Source organism: Rhizobium sp. P2_G9 (assembly GCF_056403475.1).
Genome location: NZ_JBFUFK010000013.1, coordinates 73,902 through 99,985, shown reverse-complemented (window position 1 = coordinate 99,985; position 26,084 = coordinate 73,902). Strand labels below are relative to the sequence as shown.

Sequence of the window (26,084 nt, the reverse complement as noted above, 5' to 3'; positions counted from 1 at the left end):
CATCATCATTTCAGGAGGAAACCCGATGAGCGAATGGGTCAAGGTCTGCGACAAGGACGATATCGACGAAGAGGACGTGATGCGCTTCGATCACGGCGGCAAGACCTATGCCGTCTATCGCAGCCCCGAGGATACGTTCCACGCCACCGATGGGCTTTGCACGCATGAGCAGATCCATCTCGCCGATGGCCTGGTGATGGACGACATCATCGAATGTCCCAAACATAACGGCCGCTTCAACTACAAGACCGGTGACGCCAAGGGCGCGCCGGTCTGCGTCAACCTGAAAACCTATCCGGTCAAGGTCGACGGCGACACCGTCTTGCTCCAGGTGCCCTGATGCTGCGCATGGATCAAAGCGCCGTCATCATCGGTGCCGGCGAATGCGGCGCGCGCGCCGCCTTTGCGCTCAGAGACAACGGCCATGCCGGCCCGATCGTGCTGATCGGCAGCGAGGTGCTGCATCCCTATGAGCGGCCGCCGCTCTCCAAGCATGGACTGGCTGCCGATGCGCTGCCCACCCATGTCGCACCGCGCGAAAAATTCGCCGAACAGAATATCGATCTGCGCACCGGCGTGTCGGCCATGGCGCTCGACCCCGCATCGCGGGCGATCGAACTCTCCGACGGCAGCCGGATTGCCTTCGACACGGCCCTGCTCGCCATCGGCGCCAGCCCGCGCCGGCTGCCGTTCATGCCGGCCAACAGCCGCCGGATCGTGACGCTGCGCAGCCATGACGACGCGGTGACCATTCGGGAGGCGCTCGGCCAGGGCCGGCGTCTGGCGATCATCGGCGGCGGTTTCATCGGCCTCGAACTCGCCGCTTCGGCGCGCAAGGCCGGCACAGCGGTGACGCTGGTCGAGGGCCTGCCGCGCGTGCTGAGCCGCGGCGTGCCGGAAGCCATTGCCACGCGCATCGCCGCACGCCATGTCGCCGAAGGCGTCGACCTGCGCTGCGGCGTTTCCATTGCCGGCCTCGAAGAGACGACGGACGAGGCAGTCATCGTGCTCGCCAATGGCGACAGGATCGCTGCCGACCTGGTGATCGTCGGCGTCGGCGCCGCACCCAATGTCGGCCTGGCTCAGATCGCCGGCCTCGCCATCGACAACGGCATCGCCGTCAATGACAGGCTGGAGACCTCCGCGCCCGGCATTTTCGCCGCCGGCGACTGCTGTTCCTTCCCGCTGCCCATCTATGGCGGACGGCGGGTGCGGCTCGAAGCCTGGCGCAATGCCCAGGACCAGGGCACGCTCGCGGCCCGCAACATGCTCGGCCATGACGAACCGATCGCCTCGGTGCCGTGGTTCTGGTCGGATCAATATGACCTGACGCTGCAGGTCGTGGGCCTTGCGGACGGTGCGACCACCCATGTCACCCGCACCCTCTCCGACGACGCCTTCCTGCAATTTGATCTCGCCGAGGACGGGCGGTTGCTGGCGGCGAGCGGCATGTCCACCGGCAATGCCGTGGCCAAGGATATCCGCATCGCCGAAATGCTGATCGCCAGGCGCACCCATCCTGATCCGGCAGCGCTTGCCGACCCCGCGACAAAGATGAAGGCGTTGTTAGCCTAACTGCATCGCCGATTGCGGCGCAAACGGGTCGTCCTGCTCCGCCTGGGCGCTGACGATCAGCCTGAGCACAAAGTCGATCTTGGTGATCACCATCGGCGTCAGCACGAACGGATAGAAATCCGGCTGGCCGAGACTGCGGTTGAGGCTGTTGATCGCCACGGTGAGCGGCACCCAGGAGGCAATGACCGGCCTTATATTGGTGGCCCGATAAGGATCGAAATCGGGATCGGCCGGCTTGCCGAGCCCCATGTCGACCTTGAAATCCGGATGGATGCCGAACACTTTTGCTGTTTCCAGCCCGTCGACCATGTGGAAGCAGTGCGCCCAGGTCTCGGCAAAATCCTCCCAAGGATGGGCCGAAGCATAGGCGCTGATATAGTTGTCGCGCCAGCCGACGAGCGCGCCGCTCTGGTAATGCTGCTGCAGCGCTGCGGCATAGTCCCGGTCGGGATCGCCGAACAAAGCCGTGAACGCCTCCATCCGCTCGCCGCTGCGGACCAGCAGGTCCCAATAGAAATGCCCGATCTCATGGCGGAAATGGCCGATCAGCGTGCGATAGGGTTCACCCATCGCCGTACGCCGCTGCTCTCGCTCGGCATCGTCGGCCTCGGCGATGTTGATCGAGATCAGGCCGCTGGCATGTCCCGTCATGACAGGCTCCGCCGTGCCGTCCGCATTGACCGTGTCGGCGAGGAATTCAAAGCCGAGGCCGTTCTCAGGATCGGCGGCTCGATTCGGAATCGGCAGTTCGAAACGCGTGAGCGAATAGAAAAGGTGCTTCTTCGCCTGCTCGATCTTCTGCCACCGTTCGCGATTGTCAGGCACCGAAAGATCGGGAATTGTGAGATTGTAGCGGCAGGCAAGGCAGAATGTCTCACCCGATTCCTGCGCCACCAACCAGTTGCAGGCGGCCTCGCTGGCATTGTGGCAGAAGATATAGGGACGGTTCGGATCGACCAGCGCGCTCAGATGCTCGCCTTGCGGCTGGAGCGCCGACATGGTGAAAAGCTCGGGTATATAGCCGACCTTCAGGCCGCAGTTCAGGCAGGTGTCATTGTTGAAATGGAGGGTATTGCCGCAATTCTGGCATTTGAAGATCTTCATTCGTCCACCTTGATCGAGTTCATTGCACCACCGCTGCCTGGTTCCGCATCTGCACGGTATTGCGCAAAAGAGCATAGATGACCAGCAACGACGGCACGGCGATGAAGCCGCCGATCGGCCCCCAGAGCCAGATCCAGAAGGCCAGCGCCAGAAACACCAGGAACGGGTTCATTGTCATGGTCACGCCCAGAATCTGCGTCGTGACGAATTGCGACTCGATGAGGTGCAGGCCAAGATAGACGCCCGGGGGCAGCAATATGTCGAAACCGTGTCGCGTCGCCAGGCCGATGGACAGGAGCACCACGGCCATCATGGCCGGACCGACATAGGTGACATAATTCATCACCGCTGCCAGCACGCCCCAGAGCACAGGCGACGGCATGCCCACGGCCCAGAGTGCCAGCGTCACCGCGATTCCGAGACAGATATTCACGCTGGTGATGGTCAGCAGATAGCGCGAGATCAGGATTTCCACATCGCGGAAGAAATGGGCGATACGCCAGCGCAGGCGGCGCGTCATGCACAGCGCCAGAACCGAAAGCCGGAACTGGTCGCGCGTGGCGATGAAAAAATAGATGCTGGCGAAGAACAGCAGCAGTTCCGCGACGATCGTCGGTCCAAGCGTGGCCACGCTTTCCACCGGACTGCCGTTGTCGAGCTTGACGATCATCGCGCCGGTCTGCCCCATCAGGCTGCCGAACTGGCTCTGCAGGCTGGTCAGCGAGGAGAGCACGCTCTTCCAATCCCTGATATGCAGTTGCAAGCTTTTCCAGATGTCCGGCGCCTTGTCGATCCAATTGGAAAGCGGCACCGCGATCGCCGTCGCGATCAGCAGCAACAGCAGGATGAAGACGAAGACGATGACCAGCCCCGAAAGCCAGTTCGGCACCCCATGCCGCTCGATGGACCGGGCGACCGGAGAAAACATCAGCCCAATCACCAGGCCGAGGAAAATCGGCGCCAGGATGATCTCGGCATAATCAAGTGCATAAACGGTGGCGATCAGCGCCACGACGACTTGCGAGACGCGCGCGGCGATAACGAAGACATTCTCGATGCCGGTCCGCGGCGCCAGTTTCACGGTGCGCAGCCCGAAAGTGCCAGTACGCATACTTTTTCGCCCAGGATTTCCCCGGAAACGCGACGGATTGGGGTTTTGTTCCGGGGGAAGGGGGTGGGCGAACAGGGAACAGCGAATAGTTATTGACCAATAGCGAATAGTTAAGAAGCAGTTGACGTCATTGCTGTAAAACTATTCGCTGACAACTATTCGCCATTCGCTCACCCACGGACTTCCAATGCCCCACACCACCGGCCTTTCCACATGGCTGCTTCTGGCGCTGATCATTCTCGTCTGGCCGGTCTTCTTCGGCGGGCTGTGGACCTTCGTCCTGATGTCCATGTCCTTCATCGGCGGATGGCGGCGGCTGGCCAGGCGCTATCGCGCCACCCGGCCGCCGGAAGGCCGGCGCGCGATCCGGGGCATGACCGGCATGGTTGGCATCACGAGCTACAATCGGGTCCTGACGGTGACCATCGCCGATGATGGCATGTTCCTCGCACCGCTTTGGATGTTCCGGATCGGACATCCCGTACTCTTCATTCCCTGGCGTGACATCCGCAATTCTCGCCATGCTCGGTCGTTCTTCCGCGACTATGTCGCCTTTGATGTCGGCGATCCCAAAGTCGCGGGCATGCGCTTGCCATCGGACGTCTTCGACGGCACGCCGGTATTCATCGACTAAGCAGGTCCCTGAAAGCAGCCCCCATGGCAGGCCGGCCGGTCACCTCTGACTGACGGCGAGGGGTGGGTCGACGCCATCGTTCTACGCCGTTCACTCAGACACATCGTGGGCGCCACGCGATCCAGGATCTGTGCGTCACGGCAACAATGGAAATGAAGGCGTCGGAGAGGGGCTGCCGATGCGGCCCCTCCCCAATTCGATCGATCACGTCAATTGCAGGCCGGCTTTGCGCCGTTGCAAGCATCCGTCAGTTCTGCAGGCGGGTCCTTCTTGAAAACGGTCTTGTAGGATTCGAGCACGTTGGATTGCACGACCGGCAATGACTGGACGCCGACCCAGGCCGGCGGCGTCTTGCCGATGAGCGCATTCATCATTGCCATCGCTTCGGCAACACCCTGGTCATAGGGCCGCTGCGAACCTGTCGCCTTCAGCGGACCGCCCTTGGCTATTTCGATCGAGGACTGCAGGCCCAGATCCACCGTCGCGATCGGGATGTCGACGCCCTGTGCCCGCATCGATGAGAGCGTGTCAAGTGCCGGCTGGTCCCAGACTGCAAACAGGCCCTTTACATCGGGATTTGCCGTCAGGAAGTCCCCTGCGATCTGCGACACTTTCGACGGGTCGGTGAAATCGACCTGCTTCATTTTGATGTCCGGCCGGTTCTTTGCCATCCAGTCGTGGACACCTTTGGTGCGTTCATTGGTGCTGAAGTAATCGACGCCGAAATTGACCAAGCCGATCGTGCCGTCCTGCGGGACGCAGGATGCCAGGATCTGCGCAGCGATCCAGCCATTTCCCTGGCTGTCGGCAGAGATCATCGATGCATATTCTTCCGGATGCTTGAGACCGGTCGGAACGTTGTCCATGAACACCAGTTTGATGCCGGCCTGGGAAACCTTTTTGTAGGTTGCAGCCGTCGCGGTTCCATCGACGGGGATGGAGATGATGCCGTTGGGATGCTGCTGGATGGTGTTTTCAATGTCGGCGATCTGCTTGTCCACCTGATATTCGGCAGATGCAACGCCGGTCACTTCGACGCCATATTTTTTCAGCGTATCGGTAATGCCCTGCACCTGCAGTTGCGACCAGTCGAGATTGACGGTCTGCATGGAAATCCCGACCTTGAAGTGGCCAGCCTTGACCTTTGCAGCATCGTCGTCCGAAAGCTTGAGTTCATCAACCGAGGCTGCTTTTTCGCCGTTCGGCCCCTGCCCTATGATCGATGTCGGCCCGAGTTTCGTAAGATCGACACCTGTCACGCAGGATGCGGTCGTCTCCGCCCGGCTGACGGCGGCGGACAGCGCGACCGCGCTCGTTGCCAGCATCAGCGCCGCAAACAATGTCTTTGATTTTGAAACGTAATTCATGATTTCCTCCATTGATGTCTTGTGCTTTGGTCATCGATGCATCCGCCTCGGCGACCCCTCCTCTAGAGCGTGTCCTGGCTAACGGTCTGGGCGCATCGGCTACCTCCTCGTGAAAGCGACTGCGGCAACGATGATCGCGCCTTTGATGACAAGCTGCAGCGAAGAGGTGACGCCAAGCAGCACCAGTCCATTGTTGAGCGTGCCGATGATCAGGCTGCCGAGCAGTGTGCCCAGGATAAAGCCGCGCCCGCCGAACAGGCTGCACCCGCCGAGGATCACCGACGCGATCACATCGAGTTCAAGCCCTTGCATCACATCCGGGCGCGCCGCATGCGACCGCGCCGAGAGCACGAGGCCAGCCAAGCCCGCAAGCATGCCGGTGAGCACGAAAGCCAGCGTGGTGACGCGCTTGGTGTTGATGCCCGAATAGAGCGCCGCCGTCGGGTTGCCGCCGGAGGCGTAGATCTGGCGGCCATAGACGCTGTAATGCAGCAGCAGGATGCCGAACACTGTCGCCGCCGCCGTCCAGATGATCGGCGCCGGCATCCCCGCAAGAGTGCCTTCGCCGAACAACGCGAAATAGGTCTCGTTGGTGATGATGACGGGTTTGGTATCCGTCACCAGCAAGGCCAGTCCACGTGCGGCGCTCAACGTTCCCAGYGTGACCAGAAAGGACGGGATCGCGAGCCGCGTGGTGAGAACGCCATTGATTGCACCAACCAAAGCCCCGGTCCCCAATCCCGCCAACGTACCGACGAGCCAGTTATTGCCGATGTGAGCCATGGCCAGCGCCGCACACATGCCGGAAAACGCCAGCGTCGATCCGACCGACAGGTCGATCTGCCGCGCGATGATGATGAATGTCATGCCAATCGCGACGATCGAGACCAGCGTCGTCTGGCGTCCGATGTTGAGAAAGTTGTCGATGGAGAGGAACCAGGGAGACGCCATGCTGAAGATGACGAGCAGGACCAAAAATGCGATATAAAGCATATAGGGTCTATCGCCTTGCAGCAGCAGCCGAGCCAGCCGGCGGCCACGCGGCGGCTGGTGTGCTCCGAAAGCTGGCCGCTCAGCCGGAGAGGAAGTAACAGTTTCGGTCATGCCGCGCCCTCATCCTGGGATTGGGAGGTTTGAATCAGATGGTGAAGTTGTTCAGCGCTGTCGAACGCCCCGCGGTCCACGGTCTTGACGACCCTGCCATCGACGACGAGCGAAATCCGGTCGGATAGGAGCAGAAGCTCCTCGAGGTCGGAGGACACGACCAGGACGCCGGTACCGGCATTCGCCGCTTTGCGGAWCGAGTCGTAGATTTCCTCACGCGCGCCGACATCGACCCCGACGGTCGGTTCATCAAGCAGGAGAACCTTTGGTCGCGGATGGCTCCATTTTGCGAAAACGACCTTCTGCTGGTTGCCGCCGGAGAGGTTCTTGACCTCGGTCGACGGACCCGGCGCCTTCACCGACAGTGTCCTCATCGCCAGCTCGGCCTGCCGGACGGAGGAGCGATGCTGCAGCCATCCCCAGCGAGAAAAAAGACGCAGCCGCGGCAGGGTGAGATTTCGCTCGATGGAATGTTCGAGGACGAGGCCCTGTTCGTGACGGTCTTCCGGCACCAGGGCAACGCCGAGTTCGATGATTTCTGCCGGCGTGCGCTTGTTGAGCGAAACCCCATCAAGCGCGACATTGCCCGTATCGATGCGCCGGAGGCCGAAAATCGTCTGCAGGATCTCCGTTCGAGAACTGCCGATCAACCCGGCAATCCCGTGAATCTCCCCTTTGAGAAGCGTGAGATCGACGTGGCGAAGCCGGTCGTTGCAGACACCCGACAGGGTCAGAACCGGATTGTCGCCGGCAGCCAGCCTTTGCCGATGCGATGCGCCCGGTTGCGGCAGCTTGCCACTCTGTTCGCCGGACTTGGCGACGGAATGGCCGGGTCCGACAATCGCGGCAACCAGTTGCTTCATGTCCGTTTCGGCCGTCGCGAAAGAGCCGGCATTGACACCGTCGCGAAAAACGGTGACCCGCTGCGAAATGCGAAACACCTCGTTCAATCTGTGGGTCACGTAGATGACGCCAACGCCGCGGTCGGTGACCGTGCGGATGGCATCGAAGAGAATCTCCTCTTCATCACCCGTGAGCGCCGAGGTCGGCTCATCGAGGACGAGGACACGGACATCCCCCATCAATGCTTTGCAGATTTCGGTCATCTGCCGGTAGGCAAAGGGCAGCGAACCGACGGATGCGCGTGCATCGAGCGGCATGCCATGCTGCTTGAGAAATGCATCGGCCTCCTCCATCAGCTGGCGCTTTCTGAGAAAACCCAGACGCGTGCGCGGTTCTCGACMCAACATCAGATTGGCGCCGACGGAGAGCGACTCGACCAAGCTTAGATCCTGATAAACCACGGCAATGCCGGCATCGCGCGACTTCGCCGGGGAATCGAATGCCACCCTTTGTCCGGCGATCTCTATGAACCCGCCATCACAGGCATGAACCCCGCTGAGGATCTTGATCAGAGTGGATTTCCCGGCGCCGTTTTCACCCAGAAGCGCATGCACTTCACCTGGATAGACGTCCAGATTGACTCCTCGGAGTGCCTGTACGCCGCCAAAATTCTTGGTCACCCCCTCGACGCGAACCAAGGGCGTTGGCGACGGCGATTGCTTCGCAACCGAATTCGTTTCGACCATACTGCCTCCCCGCCGAAACAGCCGCGCGCCTCAAAATTGTGGCCAGCGCTGTGAGTGACGGCACCCAACGCTGTTAGAATTTCATCAACATTTTGCGATGTCAATCACAAACGCGCAAAAACTCACGACCAATCTGTTATACTCTGTTAAAATCGCGGCCTTCGAACCAGACGGGGAAACCCAGGCATGCACTTGATTTTTATTGTTATTCGTCATCTTTTCTTCGCAAGAAAGCGATTTTCATAGGCAAGCAGGGCCTGGAATTCTGCCCGGTCGCGGCACTCGAGACTGCCTCCGCCGATTGCCGCGCGCCCAACTGCCAATTTTCATGAACCTCCATCTTGACGCTTAGTCCCCATGATGAAATTCTAACAATGAATGAAACAACCATAACATCGACTCCACATAGAGCAGGCAACGGGAGAGGACGCGTGAAGGCGGGCATTTCAATTCTTGGTATTTTTGTCGCCGACACCGCTTATCTCGCAGGGCGCATGCCGAAGCCCGGCGAGACGATCAAGGGCACCGGCTTCTCTATCGGGCCGGGGGGCAAGGGCTCCAACCAGGCAGTCGCAGCCGCGCGAGCGGGCGGCCGCGTGTCGTTCATCTCGAAAATCGGTCGCGACGCATTTGGCGATCTGGCCCTGGCAACCTATGCCGAGGCAGGAGTCCTGCCAAAGCTGACAAGAATGGACGATATGCCCACAGGCGCTGCCTTCATCTATGTCAACGATGACAATGGCGAGAACGCCATCATCGTCTACGCTGGCGCGGCAGGCACGATCGGCATCGACGATGTCGAGGCCGCACGAGAAACGATCGAGGCATCGAAAGTCTTCGTCACGCAACTGGAGCAGCCCGCCGCCGCGGCCGAACGGGCCTTGGAGATTGCCCGCGCAGCCGGTGTTGTCACGGTCTTCAATCCCGCTCCGGCCGAGCCTTTCCCGGACAGCATATACCCGCTCTGCGACTATATCGTTCCCAACGAGACCGAAGCGGAAGCACTGGTCGGTTTTGCCCTCACTTCGCTCGATGACGCGCGGCGGGCGGGAGATGTACTGCTTGGCAAAGGCGTGGGGACGGCGCTGATCACCCTCGGCAGCCGCGGCGTTCTTTACCATAAGACCGGCCATTCCGAGCTTGTCCCGGCGATCGCCGGCGGCGCCGTCATCGACACGACGGGCGCGGGAGACGCCTTCATCGGCGGTTTCTCCGCAGCCCTGTCGAATGAGGCAAGTCCCATCGACGCCGTGCGCTTCGGCTGCGCCACGGCTGGAATCTCCATTACCCGCCGCGGCACGGCACCCTCGATGCCAATCCTCGACGAAATTCGCGCGCTCCTGGCCGTTTAAGCGCCAGCGATATCAGCCCTTCGCAGCGTGTCGCTGGGTGGCGTCATCAGCCCTTGAGCGATCGCGAGGGAAAAAGATATGTCGCTTCCCTGCGCGCCGCGTTGATCACTTGCCTTGTCGCCTCGTCGTCAATGGCTGCCTCCGCCTGTTCCAAGCCGGTGAGCGTGTCATCGAGAATCTTGTCGATATCCTGGTCGGAAAGCGTTCCCGTTCTCCTGAGGGTATGGACCAGCGAATTCAAAATGCCTCCGATAGCAAGGACTTGGGCTGCGGTATTGTCTTCTCTGCCCGGCATTGGTTCATACCTTTGCAAAAGAGCAAGCTCATTGGAGCTAACCGATCCAGGCTGCGATGGTTGCGTGCGGCTAAATCACGCAGTGTCGTCAGCGGCACCGTGGCGCCCATGTCGCAGCGTCGCACTGCCCTGGAAAAGCTGTGACCTCGTCAGTACTCTTCCCAAGCGCCCTGCGAAGCTGCACCGCCTGCCGCGACTTTCTTCGGTGCGGAAGCATGGAGCGGCGCGCGAACGGGTTGCGCCATGGCGCGCGCCGTCTGGCGTAGCGCCGCGGCCGGAGAATTGGCCCGCTGCAGTTTGAACTGGCCGACGAGTTCGCGCAGCTTGGCCGCTTCCAGCGCAAGGTTTGCCGATGCCGCGGTCGATTGCTCCACCATGGCGGCGTTTTGCTGCGTCGTCTGGTCCATGGCGTTGACGGCAGTGTTGACTTCGGCAAGGCCGGTGGACTGTTCCCTGGCCGATGTGCTGATCGCCTCCATATGGCTGTTGATGTCCGAAATCTGGTCGCCGATGGTCTTCAGCGCGACGCCGGTGTCGCGAACCAGCTTGACCCCGCCCTCGACTTCCGCGGTCGACTTCTGGATCAGCCCTTTGATCTCCTTGGCGGCCTGCGCCGAACGCTGGGCAAGTTCGCGCACTTCCTGGGCGACGACCGCAAAACCCTTGCCGGCTTCGCCGGCGCGTGCCGCTTCCACCCCGGCATTGAGCGCCAGCAGATTGGTCTGGAAGGCGATCTCGTCGATCACGCCGATAATGTTGGAAATCTGCTGCGAGCTTTCCTCGATCCGGCGCATCGCGTCTTCGGCATGGCTGACCACACCAGCCGATTGCGCGGCATTGCGATTGGCGTCGGTGGCGGCCAGTCGAGCTTCTTCCGTGCGCTTGGTGGAGTTGGAGACATTGACGGTGATCTCGTCGAGAGCCGCGGCCGTCTCTTCAAGCGCGGAGGCTTGTTGCTCGGTGCGTTTGGAAAGGTCCTGGGCACCTGAGGAAATCTCGCGCGAACCATTGTCGATCGCGGCAATGCTTTCCGAGATCGATGAAAGGGTCGTGCCCAACTGCTCGACCGAACTGTTGAAGTCCTGGCGTAGCGCTTCGAAATCCGGAGCAAAGGCTTCGGTGAGCTGGAACGAGATGTCACCGGCGGCGAGACGCTGCAGGCCGGCGGCAAGCCCCGAAGTAGCAATGCGCAGTCGTTCGGCGGCATCGGTCTCGGCCTGCTGCTGGGCGGCGATGCGGTCCGCCTCGGCGCGCTTGCGGCTTTCCTCTGCCTCCTGCTCAAGGCGCTTATTGCTGATCGCGGCCTGACGGAACACTTCCACGGCGCCCGCCATGGAACCGATCTCGTCGGCACGCCCGGCAAAGGGAATGGTCGAAACCGTATCACCGTCGGCAAGCCTGCGCATCGCGCCGGTGATGCGGCCGATCGGGTTGGCAATGCCGGTGAGTGCAAACAGGCAGCCGGCGATGGAAATCAGAATGCCGAAACCGAGCGCAATATAGGTCAGACCTACCGTCGAATCGTAGACTGCCTGGCTTTTCTTCTCGTTGCTCGCAGCCTCGTCCAGATTGTGCCTTACGAGTTCTTCTACGGCGTTCATGGTCTTTACGCCGATCGGCGCCATGTCGTCGTTGAAGACTTTGGTTGCGTCCTCGTTCTTGTTCTGCCGCGACAGCGCAAGCATCTTTTCCGACGCCTGGTCGAAGGCGGCTGCCGTCGTTTTGATCTCCTCGATCAAAGACCTTTCGCGCTCATTGGAAACGAAGGGCTCGTAAACCTTTATTGCGGCATTGGCGGCTTCGCGTGCTTTCAGGATGTCCTGTTCCGCAACGGCCATGGCTTCAGGCGTAAGCGAAAGGATATGGCCGACATAGGCGAGGCGCAGCTTGTACCGCGCCACCTGAATGCTCTTGACCGCTTCGACGCTCGGCAGCGAGTCCCCGGCAATCTCCAATGTCGAACTGTGCTGCGCCTGCATGCCGCTGACACTGAGATATCCCGACAGGCAGCTCGAGATGATGATGAGGGAGAAAATCCCTGTCAAAAATGCCTTGATACTGGGTCTCCGCATCTTAGAATTCCCCTTTAGGGGCGCAACCGGCAAAAACGTAAAAGGTGGCTGCCCGCGTTAGAACAATGCATGAGCTAGATTTGACAAAATATTTAAAGTTTTCATTAACCTTGACCGCAACCACGGCGGAATTTCGTGAAATTTACGGAAAAACATCTAATTAAGCAAATGGTGAAATAATATTCATCAAATAAACGCTGATTTTTCCGTCTTTTTAATGGTTATTCCCGGAAGATGGCATCGATTGCCGCCCTGGAGCGGCCGGAGTGATTCGCCGGCCGAATATTGTTGGCGACTGCAAAGTCAGTGCTCGAAATGGATCGTAACCTCAGGTCAAGTCATTTCGAACCGGCGCCCTCAATTATGCCTGTCCAGAACTTGCTGTCCTTTATATGTCTGTATCTTCGCAAAGACTCTACTTGCGTTTCATCGGCGATAAACTTCCCGCCTGCGTCAATTAATATGGTTGCGCATTGAACACAATTTGCCAAAGCGGCGCTAAAGAGCGGACTTATTCCTCCCTCTGTCTGATTCACATCAGCTTTATATTTAAGAAGTATTTTGATCTCCGGAATATCTCGGTTGGATACAGCGGCCCCTAACGGGGTATCGCCATCGGGGCCTCTGCAATTCGGATTTTCCCCTGATTTGAGGATGCTCTCTAAAGTATCGGCCGAGCCAGAGGCAACTGCATCCAACATGTCAATCGCACGCTCACAAGCTCGGGCAGGAGATGCTCCGAGCAACACAATGAACAACACACAATAAAATCTTGATATGATGTGCGCCCTCATGGCTTATACCCTATACGGTCAAGTATTTGCTGGCCACTCATTGTTCCCACCGGCACAGAAAGGTCCGGATAACCAGCTGTGCCCAATCTCCAGCCCACACCCCAGGGTGATAGGCCAGTGTCACTGCCTTTTATTGGCCCTGTAAGACCGTCCAAGATGCTGTCCTTCAACGAAACCACACGGTCAATTGCCGAGAGCGTCCGGTTAGCGCAGTTGTTATGGAAAAGGTCATACGGCTGCTTGGCCATTTCCTTTAAGTTTTTAACAATTGCTTGATCCTGTTCAGGAGTTGTTTTTATTGAATAGATGTCCTGATCACGTTGCTGGGCCTGCTTTCCCAAAAAATCGCCTGGGTCAGAGCCAAGTTTTGTACCCGTCTCGAATGAAAATACACCGAAGCGATCTACGACGATAGATGCATGTCCGAGGGGATTTGTCGACTTCTCAGGAGGTATTGCTTTACTCTTCCAATGTCCCCAGACAACATATGCGTCTGCAACTTCTGTGTCATCGTTTTGCAGTTTCTGTTTCTCATCTTGAGAAGTTACACTGCCACTACCTTCTTTGGCTCCGGAATCCGTCCGCATTTGCGGAGACTCGTCATCGTCAGTCTCTGTCCCGCTTAGGCTATGCCCATCATTGTCGGCATGATTAATCGGATCGTCTTCTGCATAGGCGTACCTATTCGTTCCGACACCATCTTTGGTTGGGTCCCAATTGTCCGGCGAAACAAATCGCGCCTTGATCGGATCCATGTACCGGAAATTGAGGTACATAAGCTTAGTTTCGGTGTCGTAGCGTTCACCGATATATTGGACCTGACTGGGTATGAGTGGGTTCGTCGGTTCGCCGTAGGCGGCGTATCGAGTGGGTGATGGGTCGATCGCGCCGGTGTCCTTCAGCACCATCTTTACCGAGCCAAGGTGATCGCGCATGAGGAACTCTTTGGTCGTTCCTGTAGTCGTTCCCCTGATCATCAGGTCGCCGAAGGGATAGCGTGTGAATGTCGCAATGCTGGTGCTTGGATCGATGGAGATTTCAGTCTTGGCGTCCGGATAGAGGGTGTAGAGCCCCGTCGCCGGCGCCTTCTTCACGCGCGCCCCATCCGGCCCGTAGACGAACTTGGTCACGAGACCACCGACGGTCATGGTTACCTGCTTCAGACGGTTGGCGGCATCCCACTGCAGGCTACGTGCATCATCAAGTGTCATGTTGCCGTTCGCGTCATAGGTGAAGTTGACCGAGCTGCCGCTGATCGAGGAAACTTGGTGCGGCGTCAGGCCGTTCAGGCCGCTATAGTGGAAGGTGAGGTTTCCGCGCGAGCGGGTCCAGATGTTGTCGTTGTCCGTATAGGTGAAGCTCGGTTCCGAATAGGCGTCTTGAGCAGTGTTCTTTGCCGATGTCAGCCTCTCCAGTCCGTCATACGTGTACGTCCAGGTGTCTGCCGCATTTGGGCTCCCATCGGGGTTGAAATCATTGATGTTGGTGATCAGGCCGGAGGCATCATGCTGATATGTGTCTGAGATCAGCTGTGTTGTCGTGCCGAGCATGGTCAGTCTGCTCGTGACCCAACGTCTGTTGGGATCATAGGCATAGGTGGTTTTGGCATTGTTGTTGTAGAGGATCGAGGTGGTCTGGCCGTCTGCCTCATAGTTCAGGCTGACATAGCCCGGAATATGCTGCACCTCGCCCTTGATGGTGTAGGTCCAGGGATCGGTCGTGGCGCCGACCGTCAATGCGCCAGCACTCAGGGTATTGCCGTTATTGTCCTGTGCCGAATAGGATTTGCCGGTGATCAGCTTGGACTGCGGATCGTAGGTGGTAACCTCGTTCTGGACGATACTCTTGCTGGCCGCCCAGGCGATGGTGGTCTTCTTCCTGGTGACCATGCCATTGGCATCGTAGAAGAACTGCTGCTGGGCGAAGTCCTGGTCGGTGGCAAGAAGACCGTTTGTGGCCGTCGTCAGGTGACCGATGCTATTATCGGACGTCGGTTCGTCATATGTGTTGGAGACGATGACGGCGCCGGCAACCGTGTCGGTCGTCACGCGGTTCAGCTTGTCATAGGCAAATATCGACGTCTTGCCGCGCGCATCCACCTGCGTGACGAGATTGTTGTCGTTGTCATAGGTATAGTTCCAAGCCCCCATGTCGGGATCGGATACCTGCTTCCGGTTGCCGGCATTGTCATAGATGTAGGACCATGTCGCGCCGCCAGCGTCCTGCACGTTCAGCAGCTGGTGCAGCGGTGTGTAGGTGGCGGCTAGCTTGAGCGTGTAGCTGGTGTCGCYGGGGCCCTTCTTTTTGAGCAATGCAATATCGCCGGCCGTTGTGTAGGTCGATTGCGTCACCCTGCTCTTCTCGTTGGTGACCGTTCTCTGACCGAGAAGCAGGTTCGATGTCGGGAGGCTGTGATCCTCGTTGTCATTGGCGACATTGCTATAGTCGATGTGCACATGTTGCCCATCTGGACGGGTGACCGTGATCAGGCGGTTGCCCCAATCGTGATCGTAGGTGGCGACATACTGCGTTCCCGTCGGCAGGGTTTGCGATTTGATATTGCCGCGGGGGTCATATTCGGTATTGACGGTCGACGTGGGTGAATTGCTGTCGCCGGTCTTCACGGCGCGATAGATGCGGCCGAAGCCGTCAAAATACTGGGTCGTTGTGGTAAGCTTTTCCACCGCATGGCCACTACTGTCGTAACTGTCGAATACGGGCGCCTGGGTGACGAGGCTCGGTGCCGCGGTGCCGCTGCCGAGAAGGCCGTTGGTGCCGAAATTCCCTTCATTGGTGAAGGTTGTCATCGTATAGGCGCCGGTGTTCTGATTTATGACTTTCTGCGACCGGCAGAAGACATCGTAGAACGTATCGATTTCGATGCCGTTCGGATCGGTCTGGCTTCGGATCGCTCCGCAGACCGGATTGTAGGTGTACGTGGTTGTTTGGGTTAGGGCATTGGTTTCGGTTGCCGGGAAGAGGTTGTAAGTGGTGTCATAAGTCCACCTGGTGACATTGCCGAGCGAATCTGTCTGTTTTGTCCGGTTGCCGTAACTATCATAGACGTAGTTCGTTGTCTCCGCGGTGGTGGTATCGGTTACGTCCTTGAAGATTGTGCTCTGCACCAGGTCGGTCGAGATCGGCGGGTTGCCGAGCACTGGTGTGCTGTTGCCATCCGGATAGACCGCCGTGGTTCGCTTGATCTGGCTGCCGTTGGCCGGCGCGTTGTAGACGATCGTCTTATAGGGTAGCGAGACGATATATTTGGATGTATTTGGCGCGAAGGAAACCACGGTCTGCGTTCCGTCGCCCGCGATATCGGTGTCGGCATTGTTTCCAGGCGCCGTGCCCGTGATTACGTCCGAGGCGGCGACGCCAGGCGATATCAAACCGAAAGCGGTTTTGGTCGTGACATTGTTGTAAGGATCGTAGTCATTGATGACTTTGAGCGTCCGCGCCACACCGCCGTCATTGGTGTAGAACCAGTCAGCCGTATCCGTCGCCCGATAGGGCTTGGACGTCTGCAACGTCCAACGATGGGCAATGATCTTGCGCCAAGTCGACCCGCTGGCGGTATTCTCGTAGAAGACGCTCGTGAGCGGCGAACCGCTGTTTTGTATACTCTGGTCGTAGGTCGTCACGACACTGGGCGCCAAACCGTCGGCGGCGATCCTCGGCAACGTCTTGGTCTGCTGCTGGAAGCCAAGGAACTTGCGCGGGACGGAATCGTAGAGGCCGCCAGAGAAAGTGTAGGATGTCGTCGAGGTGTTGCCGCGGCCATCGTCGGCCACTGTCTGGCCGATCGTCTGCAGCACGAACGGCAGGAAATTGTTGGCGTAGGCGGTCGACGGCTTGTAATTGAACGTGACTTTGGCGCCGGTTTCGCTGCGCACCGACATGAGCGCGTTCGGAACATAGCCCGTCTGGCTGCTCTGGCCCCAGCGGATGTGGTGGCAGCTGCAATCCAGAGCATTGCCGGTCCCGATCATGTCGGCAATGCCGTCACCGTCGAAGTCAGCGATATTCCCGACCATATGATTGTTGAACACAGTATCGTCGGCGAGCGCATAGCCGCTTGAGGTCTGCATGAGACGCTCGATATACGACACGTACTTGCCGTTGGTATACTTGTCGATCATGATTTCGGCTTTGCCGTCGCCATCGAGGTCGGCAATACCGCTCTGGTCCGATGAGAACGTCGGGCTATGCGGAGTCACCGAACTCGTGTCTTGCAGCTGCGCGCTGTAGGCCAGTTTGAGGCCGTTCACGCCATCCGCCGCGCCCGTGCCGAGATAGACGTTCAGCGTTATTGTTATCTCAGTGGAGACAACGCTACCTTGATTGAAGGTATTGTATTTCTTGGTCAGCAGATTGACCACGTCGTCTATACCGTCACCGTTGACATCCCCCACACGGCAGTCCGGCTTCAGGATTGTGGTGCCGTCAGAGGTCGGAATGCAGCCCACTATGTTGGAAATCTTCGTCAGCGCCAGTACGCCGCCGAACACCTTTTGGTGGGCATAGAGGCCATCGGGCTGTGCCACCACTGTCTCTTGGCGGCCATCGTCATATAAATTGGCCGTGCCCACCGTAACGATTGTCGGATTGTCTCCAGGGGCGATGTAGACATTCGTGTAAGCGGGAGTGGATTTATCGATATAGGTGGTTTGCAGCGTGGCGCGCCCATCGCCATCGACGTCGAGGGTTTGCGAACTGTCCTTGCTCTTGTTGCAATCAACGCTGATCGGATTGCTGCTGTCGATCGCCGAGCAATCCGTCGTCGAGGGCTGGAAGTTGTTCAAGCGGGCCAACTTCACCACTTTGTCGACCGGCGATTCGATGCTCTGAGATGGATTGTTAAGGCCCTTCCGGAACAGAAGCTGCGTTTCTTTGAGATTGCTGCCGAAATTGCCGATGCTGAAGCGAGGCGCGCCATCGCCCATGTAGAGGTAGCATGGCGTGCTCAGTGCCTGACTTTGCACATTCGCCCGGTTTGTGGGATCAACATAATACAGCGAGTAGTTGCACGTGCCGTTCTGGGTCGTCCACAGGATCTCGGAAACGCCGTCTCCGTCTACATCGACCGGCACAGCCTGACCACCCCCTGTCATGTTGGTGACTTGCTGAACAGAAGAAAATCCGTTGTAGTTGGCATAGGTAAACTGCGTCGCGGGCATCACGGTGCCACCCGTGACGGCTCCCCCGCTCACGGTGGCGTCGTTGCCATAACGGGTGACGCTTGAAAGGCGCAAAGTCCCAAGATCGCTCTCGGTTGCATAGTTGAACGCCCATGCCGCCACCATCGAACCAGATGTCGTGACAGAAACGGCGCTCAGCTGTTTCTTGATGTTCGACATGCCAACGCCGTTGGCCGTGGAAAGATATTTGTTCTGGTCCACCATGTAGAAGTGGACGATGGTGCCGTTGTAGGAAATCGTCGACGGATAACAGACCGGCAGCGTCGGGCAATCGTAGGCATAGGTGACTTGGTTTCCGTGTATGTCGGTAACCGATTGCACCAGCCAGCGCGCCTTATAGGCAAGTCTGTCGTCGCCGCTGCCCGCTACATACCCGCTGAGATCACCGACAGTGGCGAGCACAATCTGCGTGCCATCCCGCTGCGTTAGCGTCCAAGTATTGCCGGCGGTATTGCCGCCCTGGTGGACGATCTTGAGATAATTCTCGTGTTCGGTGACATGCGTGCCGCCCGCGGTGCAGGATGCGCTGGAGGTGCTCGACACAACGACTTCGGCGGCAACCGGGTTCTTACCGGAGCAGACGTCAAGCTCTTCGCCGTTAAACTGAACCGTGTCCTGGGCATTGTCGAACGACGGAACGCCGCCTTTTTGCCGTGTCCGCTCGATGACGTCGAAGCCGTTCAAACCCCAGCCGTAACCGAGCCAGCCCTGGTACGTGCCGCCCAGCCGCGTCTTGCGGTTTGATGAGTAATTGAGGGTGACATTGGGCTCGATGCCATGAAAATCGGGGAGGTCGAGCTTATAGTCATACCCCAGCGTTCCGGCGCCGCCGATATCCGGCACCTTGGCCGCTTCCATGACTGGCTTCTGCGTCGGGTCGGATGGATCGTCGGTCGATGCCAGCGTATCGTCGTCCGCGACATGGACCAGCCCTTCGAGCCCGGCAAGCCGCGTAGCGTGAAGACGGAGAGCCCGCACGATGTCCTTATCGGATTGAAGGGCGAGTGCAGGGAAGCCGGGGCTTGTGTATTGCGGGAGTGGTACGGGCAAGGATTGCCGAGCGTCGATCGATGCAGCCGCGCCGCTGGCATACAACGCCAAGCCGGAGAATGCTGCGAACTTGACAAAAAAGCACGAAAAACCAATCGATCGACGCATGCCGGATCGCCCCTCTAGGTACAAAAATCCCCGCGGAATTGCTATCATGGTAATTTTTAGATCAGCAATATTTGGTTGTGCATAGGCACCTAGAAAAGATCGAAAAACATATATGACAACATTCTTCAATACTTTGATTGAGATCAGATTTTCTTACGTGTTGCGACAAAAGCGCACAGGCAATACGGGAGCATGAGCACCCTGAGGGCACAAATACCCAGCCCGGCAACCAATCTGTCGCCGGAATTAAAAAAGGCTGGATCTGAGTCGGAAGACCATCGAATTCAGCAGACGCTTGGCGAATGTTCGCTGCAGCGGCCGAAGTGGACAGCCTATTGCTGCGTGCTTTGTTGGTCGGTGACCGTGGTGTTGTCGGCGGTGCCCTGGTCGGTCACCGTCGAAGTGTCGGTCTGCGTGGCCGTGGTATCCGTCGTCGTTACCGAACTATCGCTCGTCGTCGTGTCCGTGGCGGTTGTCGTCGCGGACGTGTCGCCAGTCGTGTCGGTTGCCCCTTGAGAGGTCGTATCGTCCGTCGACACATCCGCCGTGGTCACCGGCGGCGGATCCTGCGTCACCTCAACGCTGATCGCATCCGTCGTTCCATCCGTGCAGGTCACGTGCACGATCTGGTCGATGGCAAGCTGATCCATCGAAACGGTATCAGTCAAATTAAGCGTCTCGCCCGTCTCCAGCGTCAGCTGCCGCAGATCGCTGTCGAGCGACACGATCCGTCCGTCGAGCGTGCTCGCAAAAGCCGGAATGCTCGACAGCGCCACAAGCGCTGCCCCTAATGTCAGTCCCCTCAACATATCGCCTCTCCATGCATAGTAAAATCACCGGACGCATGTGCACATGCAATCAACCACAGGGCAAGAAGCCGGCCGCCCAGGAGGTGGGGTATTTCCCTGCGTCATGGGGTCGCATGGCAGGGCGTGTGATTGGAAACGGAATCATCGTTCTTATCCGCCGCCATCCATTTTCGATTTCTCAAACTTTTGAAGGCATTGTCACTGCTGACGGACTGTATTGCGTCTGTGCCATCTTCTGCGCCGGCGGGGAAGAACACACCTGCCGGGGCGCCTCGCAACGTGTATAGCCGGCGATCAAATTGTGCGCACATCCCGGATTCGACCATATTTGCTGTTGAACCCGCGCCGCGAAGCCGTTAAGAACAACCCGTGCGGGCAGGAACCCCTCAGGAAAAGATGCCCCAATATCTTTCGAGTAAACCCCTCGAACTTGATACCTGCCCGCATGTTTCCACTCTCAAGATTTGACATCCGCAAGCGCAGACGGCCATAGCGTCATCAGGATCGCGACACGAAAGCGGCGAACCTGTCCGACTTGAAATCCCTTTTCAGACCGAACAATCTGGCTGACCGCGACGCCTCCGGCGCGGGACACTTGCGTCGAGAATCCCGCTCACACAGGGACACGCCTAAACAACGAACTCATCCGGATACATATTCTGCCTGAGAAGCTGTAGGCGATCGCTGCATGATTTGGCCTTTTCACCAGCGATCCTCCGTTACAATCCAAGCCGATGAGATCAGTGTTTTCGGAGCCGGTCCTCCGGCCGCGTTGACGGCCATGAGTCGGCTGGCTATCAAATGGACATATCGGCGATCAGGGCAGGTCTTGAGTCGAGCCTTGGGAGTCGAACGAGGATAGGCGGCCCGCCAGGCGGGTGTTGCAAACATCATCGAAAGGAAGCCCGCGGCTCGGTCTTAGGTCAGAGAACAACAGGCAAGCCCTCGATCAGCGGGAATACAGGACAGATTGTCAAATGGATGACGGCGTCTATCATCGGGAACTAAGACGAGCGCAGACGAAAACAGACATTTTTCGTGTTTTGCGGATGGCCTGTGACCTCTTTTCGATCGAGGGCTTCGTGTTGCTCGATTTCGACGCAGCCTTAAAAAAGGGCCTGGCGGAATCCATCGTCTTCGACAACTTCTCGCAGGCAAGGCTGGATCGTTTCCTTTCCGAACCCGGGGCCCTCGCGAAGATCGACACGCTTGCAAGCATGCGATTCAGCCATTGGAGTTCGGAGGACGGGGAAACATCGCCCTTGGACAATCTCGGCGCCCCCAATGCCGTTTCACTGATGATGGCGACGAAGAATGGCTCGCCGCTGCTGCTCATTCTGGTGAATTGCAAATCCTACGCATCGGGACTGGATTTCACGTCTCAGATGCTCGAATTCCAGGGCATTCTGGCCCGGTTTCTCGAACTGACCGTCTCGACGGCCGCGTCCGTTTCTTTGACCGAGCGGGAAATCGAGATCGCTCGATGGACCGCGCGTGGAAAGACGTCGGCCGAAATCGCGGTGATATTGGGATTGTCGCAACATGCCGTCAACGATCACATTACCGAGGCGATGAAGAAGACCGATGCGGTCAATCGGGTGCAATTCGTCGCCAAGTCCATTCGCCTGGGGTACATTTAGTCAAACGGAGTCATTTCTCATGGATCGTCCCGCGACAGGCCATCAACCCAAGCCGATCTCGATTCTGTTTGTCGACGACAATCCGGAAGAGTTCGACTACCTGCAGCAGAGGATGTCGCTTGCGCCCAACAGCGAAATTGCGCTGCAATATGCCATTTCGATCGAAGAGGCACTTGATGAATTGCGCAAGTCGACCATCGATATCATCCTGGTCGACAACCAGCTGCTGCCGAACAACGACTTCCGCGAAACGGTGCCGGTCCTCAGGCAGAGCGGCTATATCGGCCCGATCGGCGTGATTTCGACGGATATCGGCGGAGAGTATTTTCAAAAATTCCGCGATTACGGCGTCGATTTCCGCATGGGCAAGGACGAAATCGATCCCGGCAGCCTGAGATACATTCTCAGCGAATATTTAAGGGACAACACGCCAGGCAGCCCGGAAGATTTCCTCTGATCACTGTGTTTGAGGAGCGACCGGCAATCGAATTTTGAAGACGCTGCCTTGAGGGCCGGAGGAGTCGAGCCACAATTCGCCGCTATGGGCTTCCACAATACGGCGGCAGAGCGACAGGCCAAGCCCCGAGCCGGTTGCGACGTTTCGGTTGGGGACGCGTTTGAAAACCTCGAATATGTAATCCTTGTATCTGGCCTCGACGCCGATACCGTTGTCGGCAACGCTGACAATCGTATCGGTTTCGGATCGCTCCACACCGATGGATATCCTTGGAGAGGCGGAGGACCGATATTTGATCGCATTGGCGAACAGGTTCTGGAACACCTGCCGAAGCAGGATTTCGTCGCCGACGACATCCGGCAATTCGCCATAGTCGATCCGGCCACCGGATTGGCGCAGTTCAGGCAAAACGATCTCGATGGCATCCTCGATGACGGGAACCAAAGAAATCGGTTCCACCGCGATATCGTCAGCCGCCTTGGCCAGGGTCAGCAGATTTTTGATGAGCTCCTGCAGATAGCCTGACTTCGAGGCAATTGCGTTGACGAACTTGCTTAGCTCCGGATTTTGTCCGTGCCGGAGTTCGGCCTCCAGCAATTCGGTCTGCAGGCGGATGTGGCGCAAGGGTGCCTGAAGATCGTGAGACGCAAATGAAGCGAATTCCTTCAGCCGCATATTGGCTTGCGACAATTGCTCCACCAGCTGCTTTTGGACGGTGATATCCCAATTCGTGCCGATCAGCATTTTGGGATCGCCCTTCTCGTTGCGGGTGAGCAGGGCAAGCGCCCGGATATGGCGAAGCTCACCTTCGGGTGTGATGATCCGAAACTCTCCATCGAACTTGGCGTCGCCCTCAATGACTCTGTTCAGGAGCTCCGTTGTTTGCGGCAGATCGTCCGGGTGAACCCGATCGGACCAACTGTCCGACATACCGGCAAAGGTCGCCGGATCGGTTCCGTAGAGCGCGTGCATCCGCTCGTCCCACGATAGTTTGTCGGCCTGGGGATCCCAATGCCACAACCCGACCTCGCCGGCCTGGACGGCGAGCTTCGTGCGCTCGCTCAGAAGCAGGATTTCTTCTTCAATCTCCTTTTGGTGGGTAATGTCGGTATGGGTGCCGACCATCCGCAGCGCTTTGCCCTCTGAACTTCTCTCGATCACCAGGCCCCGATCAAGAATCCAGATCCACCGTCCGTCCTTGTGACGCATACGGAACCGGGCCTCAAAATCGGCGCTCTTGGCGGCGATCTGGTTCTGGTTGAGCGCGATGGCTTCCTCCCGGTCGTCTGGATGCATAAGGTCCAGCCAGCGGCCGCCATCGTCCCCGACTTCCGCACAATCATAACCCAACATCGAACACCAGGTTGGCGAATAATAGGTTTTCCCGGTCGCCAGGTTTGCATCCCAGACCCCCTGCTTGGCGGCCGAGAATGCGAGCTGCCATCGCTCTTCCATGGCTTCGAGCGCAGCCTGGTATCGCTTCGAAGCGTCGATATCTTCGACCTGGGAGATGGTATAGTAGCCCTTGTCAGGCGATCGGATGACAGATCCGGCGAGCAGCGCCCAGAAGGTTGAGCCGTCCTTGCGCTTATAGCGCTTCTCGAAGCGGAACCGATCCAGTTGACCGTGGGCGATCTTGGCGAACGTGTCGGCGCCGAGCTTGAGGTCATCGTCATGCGTGATGTCGGCGACGCGTAGCGTTTCGAGCTCATGGGCGGAATAGCCCAGCATTTCGGCAAAGGCTCGGTTGACTTTCGTGATGCCCCCGGTTCCCGTCACCAGCGCCATGCCAACGGCGGAGTCTTCCATCACCCTGCGAAACTGATCGGCTGCTGCGAACGCCTTCTCCTTCTCAAGCCGAAGGTTATCGAGGACCAGACTCAACACGATCGCCGGGAGAACGGCGACGGCTGCATGCAGATGCAGGGCATTGCCAATGGCACCTGGACCATCGGCGAAGCTGAACACGTTTTCGAAAGCACAGATCGTGATCGTCACGACGACAAGCGCAGCACAGATTGCGGTCCACAAGGGCCGGCAACGGATGGCAACCAGCATCATCGCGAGGCCGACATAGACGAACGGATAGGATATGTAGGATACCGAAAGAACCGTGACGAGAATGACGGCTGGAAAGAAGAGCAAATTGGAAAGCGTCTCAGACAGGGAAACGTCGGGGGCCTTCCAGCTTGGGAAAAGGACGATCGCGGGCAGGAGCGTGGCCGTTCCGGCGGCATCGGCGATCCACCACGACGTGAGGAAGCCTGGGTCAGGTTGTATCCCCGCGATCACCAGAAGGCCGGTGGCGGTGAAGCTGCTGATCATTGGCGGCAGCGCGGCTGCAACGACGACAAGGCGCGTGAAATCCATCGGATTCAGGTTGGGATTGCCGCGACGCAACAACCACTGAATGAGGAAGGTGGCAATACCGACCTCCACCAGGTTGGCCGTCATGAAAGCAACTGCAGGCACGACCTTGCTGCCCGCGATCATGTTCGCCGTTGCCCCCGCGGCAAAGCACGCAGCTATGATCAGCGCCTGTGTCCGAAGCGTCCGGTGGAGGCAAAAGCCGACGGTTGCGATGTTTGCCAGCCACAGAAGCGCAAAATCGCTATGGGCGCGGGACAGAGCAATGCTGATGCTGGCAATGATAAAGAAGCTTGCGGCCGCTGCGAGGGCAACTGAAATGCTCGACCGGAACGCAATTCTCATGTCAGCCGTGAACGCCTCTGATACCATCCGTACGTCTTGCAACCTTCTACCTTGGCAAGCGGCCTCCACTCCATCGAACGATGCTCGATCCCAGGCTGTCGACGCCCGGAGCTACCCCTGCTCCTGCATGCCGTCAAAAGCTATCTGCTTCACCTTGCCTGCAGATGGATGCGGGACGATGGCTCTGCCGCGCAAAAAACCAGTTTTGCTCAAGCCACGATGAATAGGCTGAGCAATCACTGGTAGTCGTCTGGCTGCCAATCGACGACGTGCCGCGCCCGGTCGGATTGAATATTGAAGGACACATATGCCTGGCTGCGCGCTGGTCAATTCCCTCGACGAATACGAAGATCTCTCCGATGTGCCACGGCAACGGCGGCTGCGGGAAAGCTCGGTCGTAGAATTCCTGCGCAAGGCGGTTCCGTTCCAGCACATAGCCGTCGGAGGGCTCGATCTCGACGGTTATAATTTCGGGCATGGGCATTCGATCGATACGGACATGCCGCCCGCCTTTATCGAAACCTATTTTTCGGAAGGTTTGGGACAGGCCGATCCCGTCGTCATACAAGCTTTGCAGACAGACAAGCCCTTTACCGAAGWACAGGCCAACGACGGGGTCCCGCCGTCACCGCGGCTCGAAAGCCTCATGCAATTCTTTGAAATACGAAACCGGTTTTTCATTCCGATCGCCCGCGAGGGAAAGGTTTACGGAGGCGTATGCTTCACCAACACCCGGCCGTTCACCACCGGAGAGGCCGAGTTTTTGATCATGACCGCCGAGCCTCTTCACCGCACCCTGACAAAACCGCTTATGGACCGCTTCGCTGAAAAAGTTCTGAAGCTGACCCCTGGCGAGATCACCTGCCTCGAGCTCGCAAGCACCGGATTGACCAGCGAGGAAATTGCCGAAGTCTCAAAATATCAGACCGAAACGATCAACAGTTATCTCAAATCGGCGACCAAAAAGCTCGGTGCATCCAACCGCGTCGAAGCCGTCGCAACGGCGATCCGACGCGGCCTGCTGCGCTAGGTCTGTGGCATTGGCCCTCCCGAAAAAGAGGATAATTGCCCTCCTGTTAACGTTTAGCCAAAGCCACCCGTCCCTTTTTCATC

At 58.3% G+C, this 26,084-nt stretch carries 19 protein-coding genes; 7 read left to right on the top strand and 12 right to left on the bottom strand.

Annotated elements, in window-relative coordinates; translation table 11 throughout:
- The first annotated feature begins 25 nt into the window (after nucleotides 1–25).
- Both AC1DYF_RS12910 and AC1DYF_RS12905 read left to right on the top strand, forming a co-directional pair.
- Nucleotides 26–340, top strand: a complete 315-nt coding sequence (locus AC1DYF_RS12910; protein ID WP_477877136.1) for a MocE family 2Fe-2S type ferredoxin — start codon at nucleotides 26–28, stop codon at nucleotides 338–340.
- A gap of 8 nt (nucleotides 341–348) precedes the next feature.
- Nucleotides 349–1,575 (top strand): NAD(P)/FAD-dependent oxidoreductase, encoded by a 1,227-nt coding sequence (locus tag AC1DYF_RS12905; protein ID WP_477877190.1) that lies wholly within the window; start codon nucleotides 349–351, stop codon nucleotides 1,573–1,575.
- Here AC1DYF_RS12905 and AC1DYF_RS12900 read toward each other — a convergent pair.
- Both AC1DYF_RS12900 and AC1DYF_RS12895 read right to left on the bottom strand, forming a co-directional pair.
- Nucleotides 1,567–2,679, bottom strand: coding sequence for a zinc-binding metallopeptidase family protein (locus tag AC1DYF_RS12900; RefSeq protein WP_477877135.1), 1,113 nt, complete (start codon nucleotides 2,677–2,679; stop codon nucleotides 1,567–1,569). The genes AC1DYF_RS12905 and AC1DYF_RS12900 overlap by 9 nt on opposite strands.
- A gap of 19 nt (nucleotides 2,680–2,698) precedes the next feature.
- Complete coding sequence (locus AC1DYF_RS12895) at nucleotides 2,699–3,790, bottom strand: AI-2E family transporter (protein ID WP_477877134.1); 1,092 nt, start codon at nucleotides 3,788–3,790, stop codon at nucleotides 2,699–2,701.
- A gap of 187 nt (nucleotides 3,791–3,977) precedes the next feature.
- On the opposite strand from AC1DYF_RS12895, the gene AC1DYF_RS12890 reads away from it, so the two are divergent.
- Nucleotides 3,978–4,424 (top strand): hypothetical protein, encoded by a 447-nt coding sequence (locus AC1DYF_RS12890; RefSeq protein ID WP_477877133.1) that lies wholly within the window; start codon nucleotides 3,978–3,980, stop codon nucleotides 4,422–4,424.
- 209 nt (nucleotides 4,425–4,633) lie between these two features.
- Here AC1DYF_RS12890 and AC1DYF_RS12885 read toward each other — a convergent pair whose 3' ends face one another.
- The 3 genes from AC1DYF_RS12885 to AC1DYF_RS12875 form a co-directional block, all read right to left on the bottom strand.
- Nucleotides 4,634–5,791 (bottom strand): substrate-binding domain-containing protein, encoded by a 1,158-nt coding sequence (locus AC1DYF_RS12885; RefSeq protein WP_477877132.1) that lies wholly within the window; start codon nucleotides 5,789–5,791, stop codon nucleotides 4,634–4,636.
- A gap of 99 nt (nucleotides 5,792–5,890) precedes the next feature.
- Nucleotides 5,891–6,895 (bottom strand): ABC transporter permease, encoded by a 1,005-nt coding sequence (locus AC1DYF_RS12880; protein ID WP_477877131.1) that lies wholly within the window; start codon nucleotides 6,893–6,895, stop codon nucleotides 5,891–5,893.
- Nucleotides 6,892–8,484: a sugar ABC transporter ATP-binding protein gene (locus AC1DYF_RS12875; RefSeq protein WP_477877130.1), complete on the bottom strand. Its 1,593-nt coding sequence runs from the start codon at nucleotides 8,482–8,484 to the stop codon at nucleotides 6,892–6,894. Before AC1DYF_RS12875 ends, AC1DYF_RS12880 begins: the two co-directional genes overlap by 4 nt.
- A gap of 431 nt (nucleotides 8,485–8,915) precedes the next feature.
- Here AC1DYF_RS12875 and rbsK point away from each other — a divergent pair, with 431 nt between their 5' ends.
- Complete coding sequence (rbsK, locus tag AC1DYF_RS12870; protein WP_477877129.1) at nucleotides 8,916–9,836, top strand: ribokinase; 921 nt, start codon at nucleotides 8,916–8,918, stop codon at nucleotides 9,834–9,836.
- A 46-nt stretch (nucleotides 9,837–9,882) separates the two neighbouring features.
- Here the strand turns inward: rbsK and AC1DYF_RS12865 are convergent, their stop codons facing one another.
- The 5 genes from AC1DYF_RS12865 to AC1DYF_RS12845 form a co-directional block, all read right to left on the bottom strand.
- Nucleotides 9,883–10,077, bottom strand: coding sequence for a hypothetical protein (locus AC1DYF_RS12865; protein ID WP_477877128.1), 195 nt, complete (start codon nucleotides 10,075–10,077; stop codon nucleotides 9,883–9,885).
- 203 nt (nucleotides 10,078–10,280) lie between these two features.
- Complete coding sequence (locus tag AC1DYF_RS12860) at nucleotides 10,281–12,203, bottom strand: HAMP domain-containing methyl-accepting chemotaxis protein (RefSeq protein ID WP_477877127.1); 1,923 nt, start codon at nucleotides 12,201–12,203, stop codon at nucleotides 10,281–10,283.
- A 338-nt stretch (nucleotides 12,204–12,541) separates the two neighbouring features.
- Nucleotides 12,542–12,997, bottom strand: coding sequence for an ankyrin repeat domain-containing protein (locus AC1DYF_RS12855; protein WP_477877126.1), 456 nt, complete (start codon nucleotides 12,995–12,997; stop codon nucleotides 12,542–12,544).
- Nucleotides 12,994–19,353, bottom strand: a complete 6,360-nt coding sequence (locus AC1DYF_RS12850) for an RHS repeat-associated core domain-containing protein (protein ID WP_477877125.1) — start codon at nucleotides 19,351–19,353, stop codon at nucleotides 12,994–12,996. The genes AC1DYF_RS12855 and AC1DYF_RS12850 overlap by 4 nt, the downstream gene beginning before the upstream one ends.
- Nucleotides 19,354–19,685: 332 nt before the next feature.
- Nucleotides 19,686–20,162 carry a hypothetical protein gene (locus tag AC1DYF_RS12845; RefSeq protein WP_477877124.1) on the bottom strand — a complete coding sequence of 159 codons (477 nt, stop codon included), beginning with the start codon at nucleotides 20,160–20,162 and terminating at the stop codon, nucleotides 19,686–19,688.
- A gap of 977 nt (nucleotides 20,163–21,139) precedes the next feature.
- On the opposite strand from AC1DYF_RS12845, the gene AC1DYF_RS12840 reads away from it, so the two are divergent.
- Together AC1DYF_RS12840 and AC1DYF_RS12835 are read left to right on the top strand one after the other, a co-directional pair.
- A complete protein-coding gene (locus tag AC1DYF_RS12840; protein WP_477877123.1) occupies nucleotides 21,140–21,802 on the top strand; it encodes a helix-turn-helix domain-containing protein in 663 nt (220 codons plus the stop codon).
- Between the two features lie 19 nt (nucleotides 21,803–21,821).
- Nucleotides 21,822–22,259, top strand: coding sequence for a response regulator (locus AC1DYF_RS12835; RefSeq protein ID WP_477877122.1), 438 nt, complete (start codon nucleotides 21,822–21,824; stop codon nucleotides 22,257–22,259).
- Here the strand turns inward: AC1DYF_RS12835 and AC1DYF_RS12830 are convergent, their stop codons facing one another.
- Together AC1DYF_RS12830 and AC1DYF_RS12825 are read right to left on the bottom strand one after the other, a co-directional pair.
- Nucleotides 22,260–24,971 carry a PAS domain-containing protein gene (locus AC1DYF_RS12830; protein WP_477877121.1) on the bottom strand — a complete coding sequence of 904 codons (2,712 nt, stop codon included), beginning with the start codon at nucleotides 24,969–24,971 and terminating at the stop codon, nucleotides 22,260–22,262.
- A gap of 133 nt (nucleotides 24,972–25,104) precedes the next feature.
- Nucleotides 25,105–25,449, bottom strand: a complete 345-nt coding sequence (locus AC1DYF_RS12825) for a hypothetical protein (protein ID WP_477877192.1) — start codon at nucleotides 25,447–25,449, stop codon at nucleotides 25,105–25,107.
- On the opposite strand from AC1DYF_RS12825, the gene AC1DYF_RS12820 reads away from it, so the two are divergent.
- Nucleotides 25,333–26,001, top strand: coding sequence for a LuxR C-terminal-related transcriptional regulator (locus AC1DYF_RS12820; RefSeq protein ID WP_477877189.1), 669 nt, complete (start codon nucleotides 25,333–25,335; stop codon nucleotides 25,999–26,001). The two genes, AC1DYF_RS12825 and AC1DYF_RS12820, sit on opposite strands and share 117 nt — an antisense overlap.
- The last annotated feature ends 83 nt before the right edge of the window (nucleotides 26,002–26,084 follow it).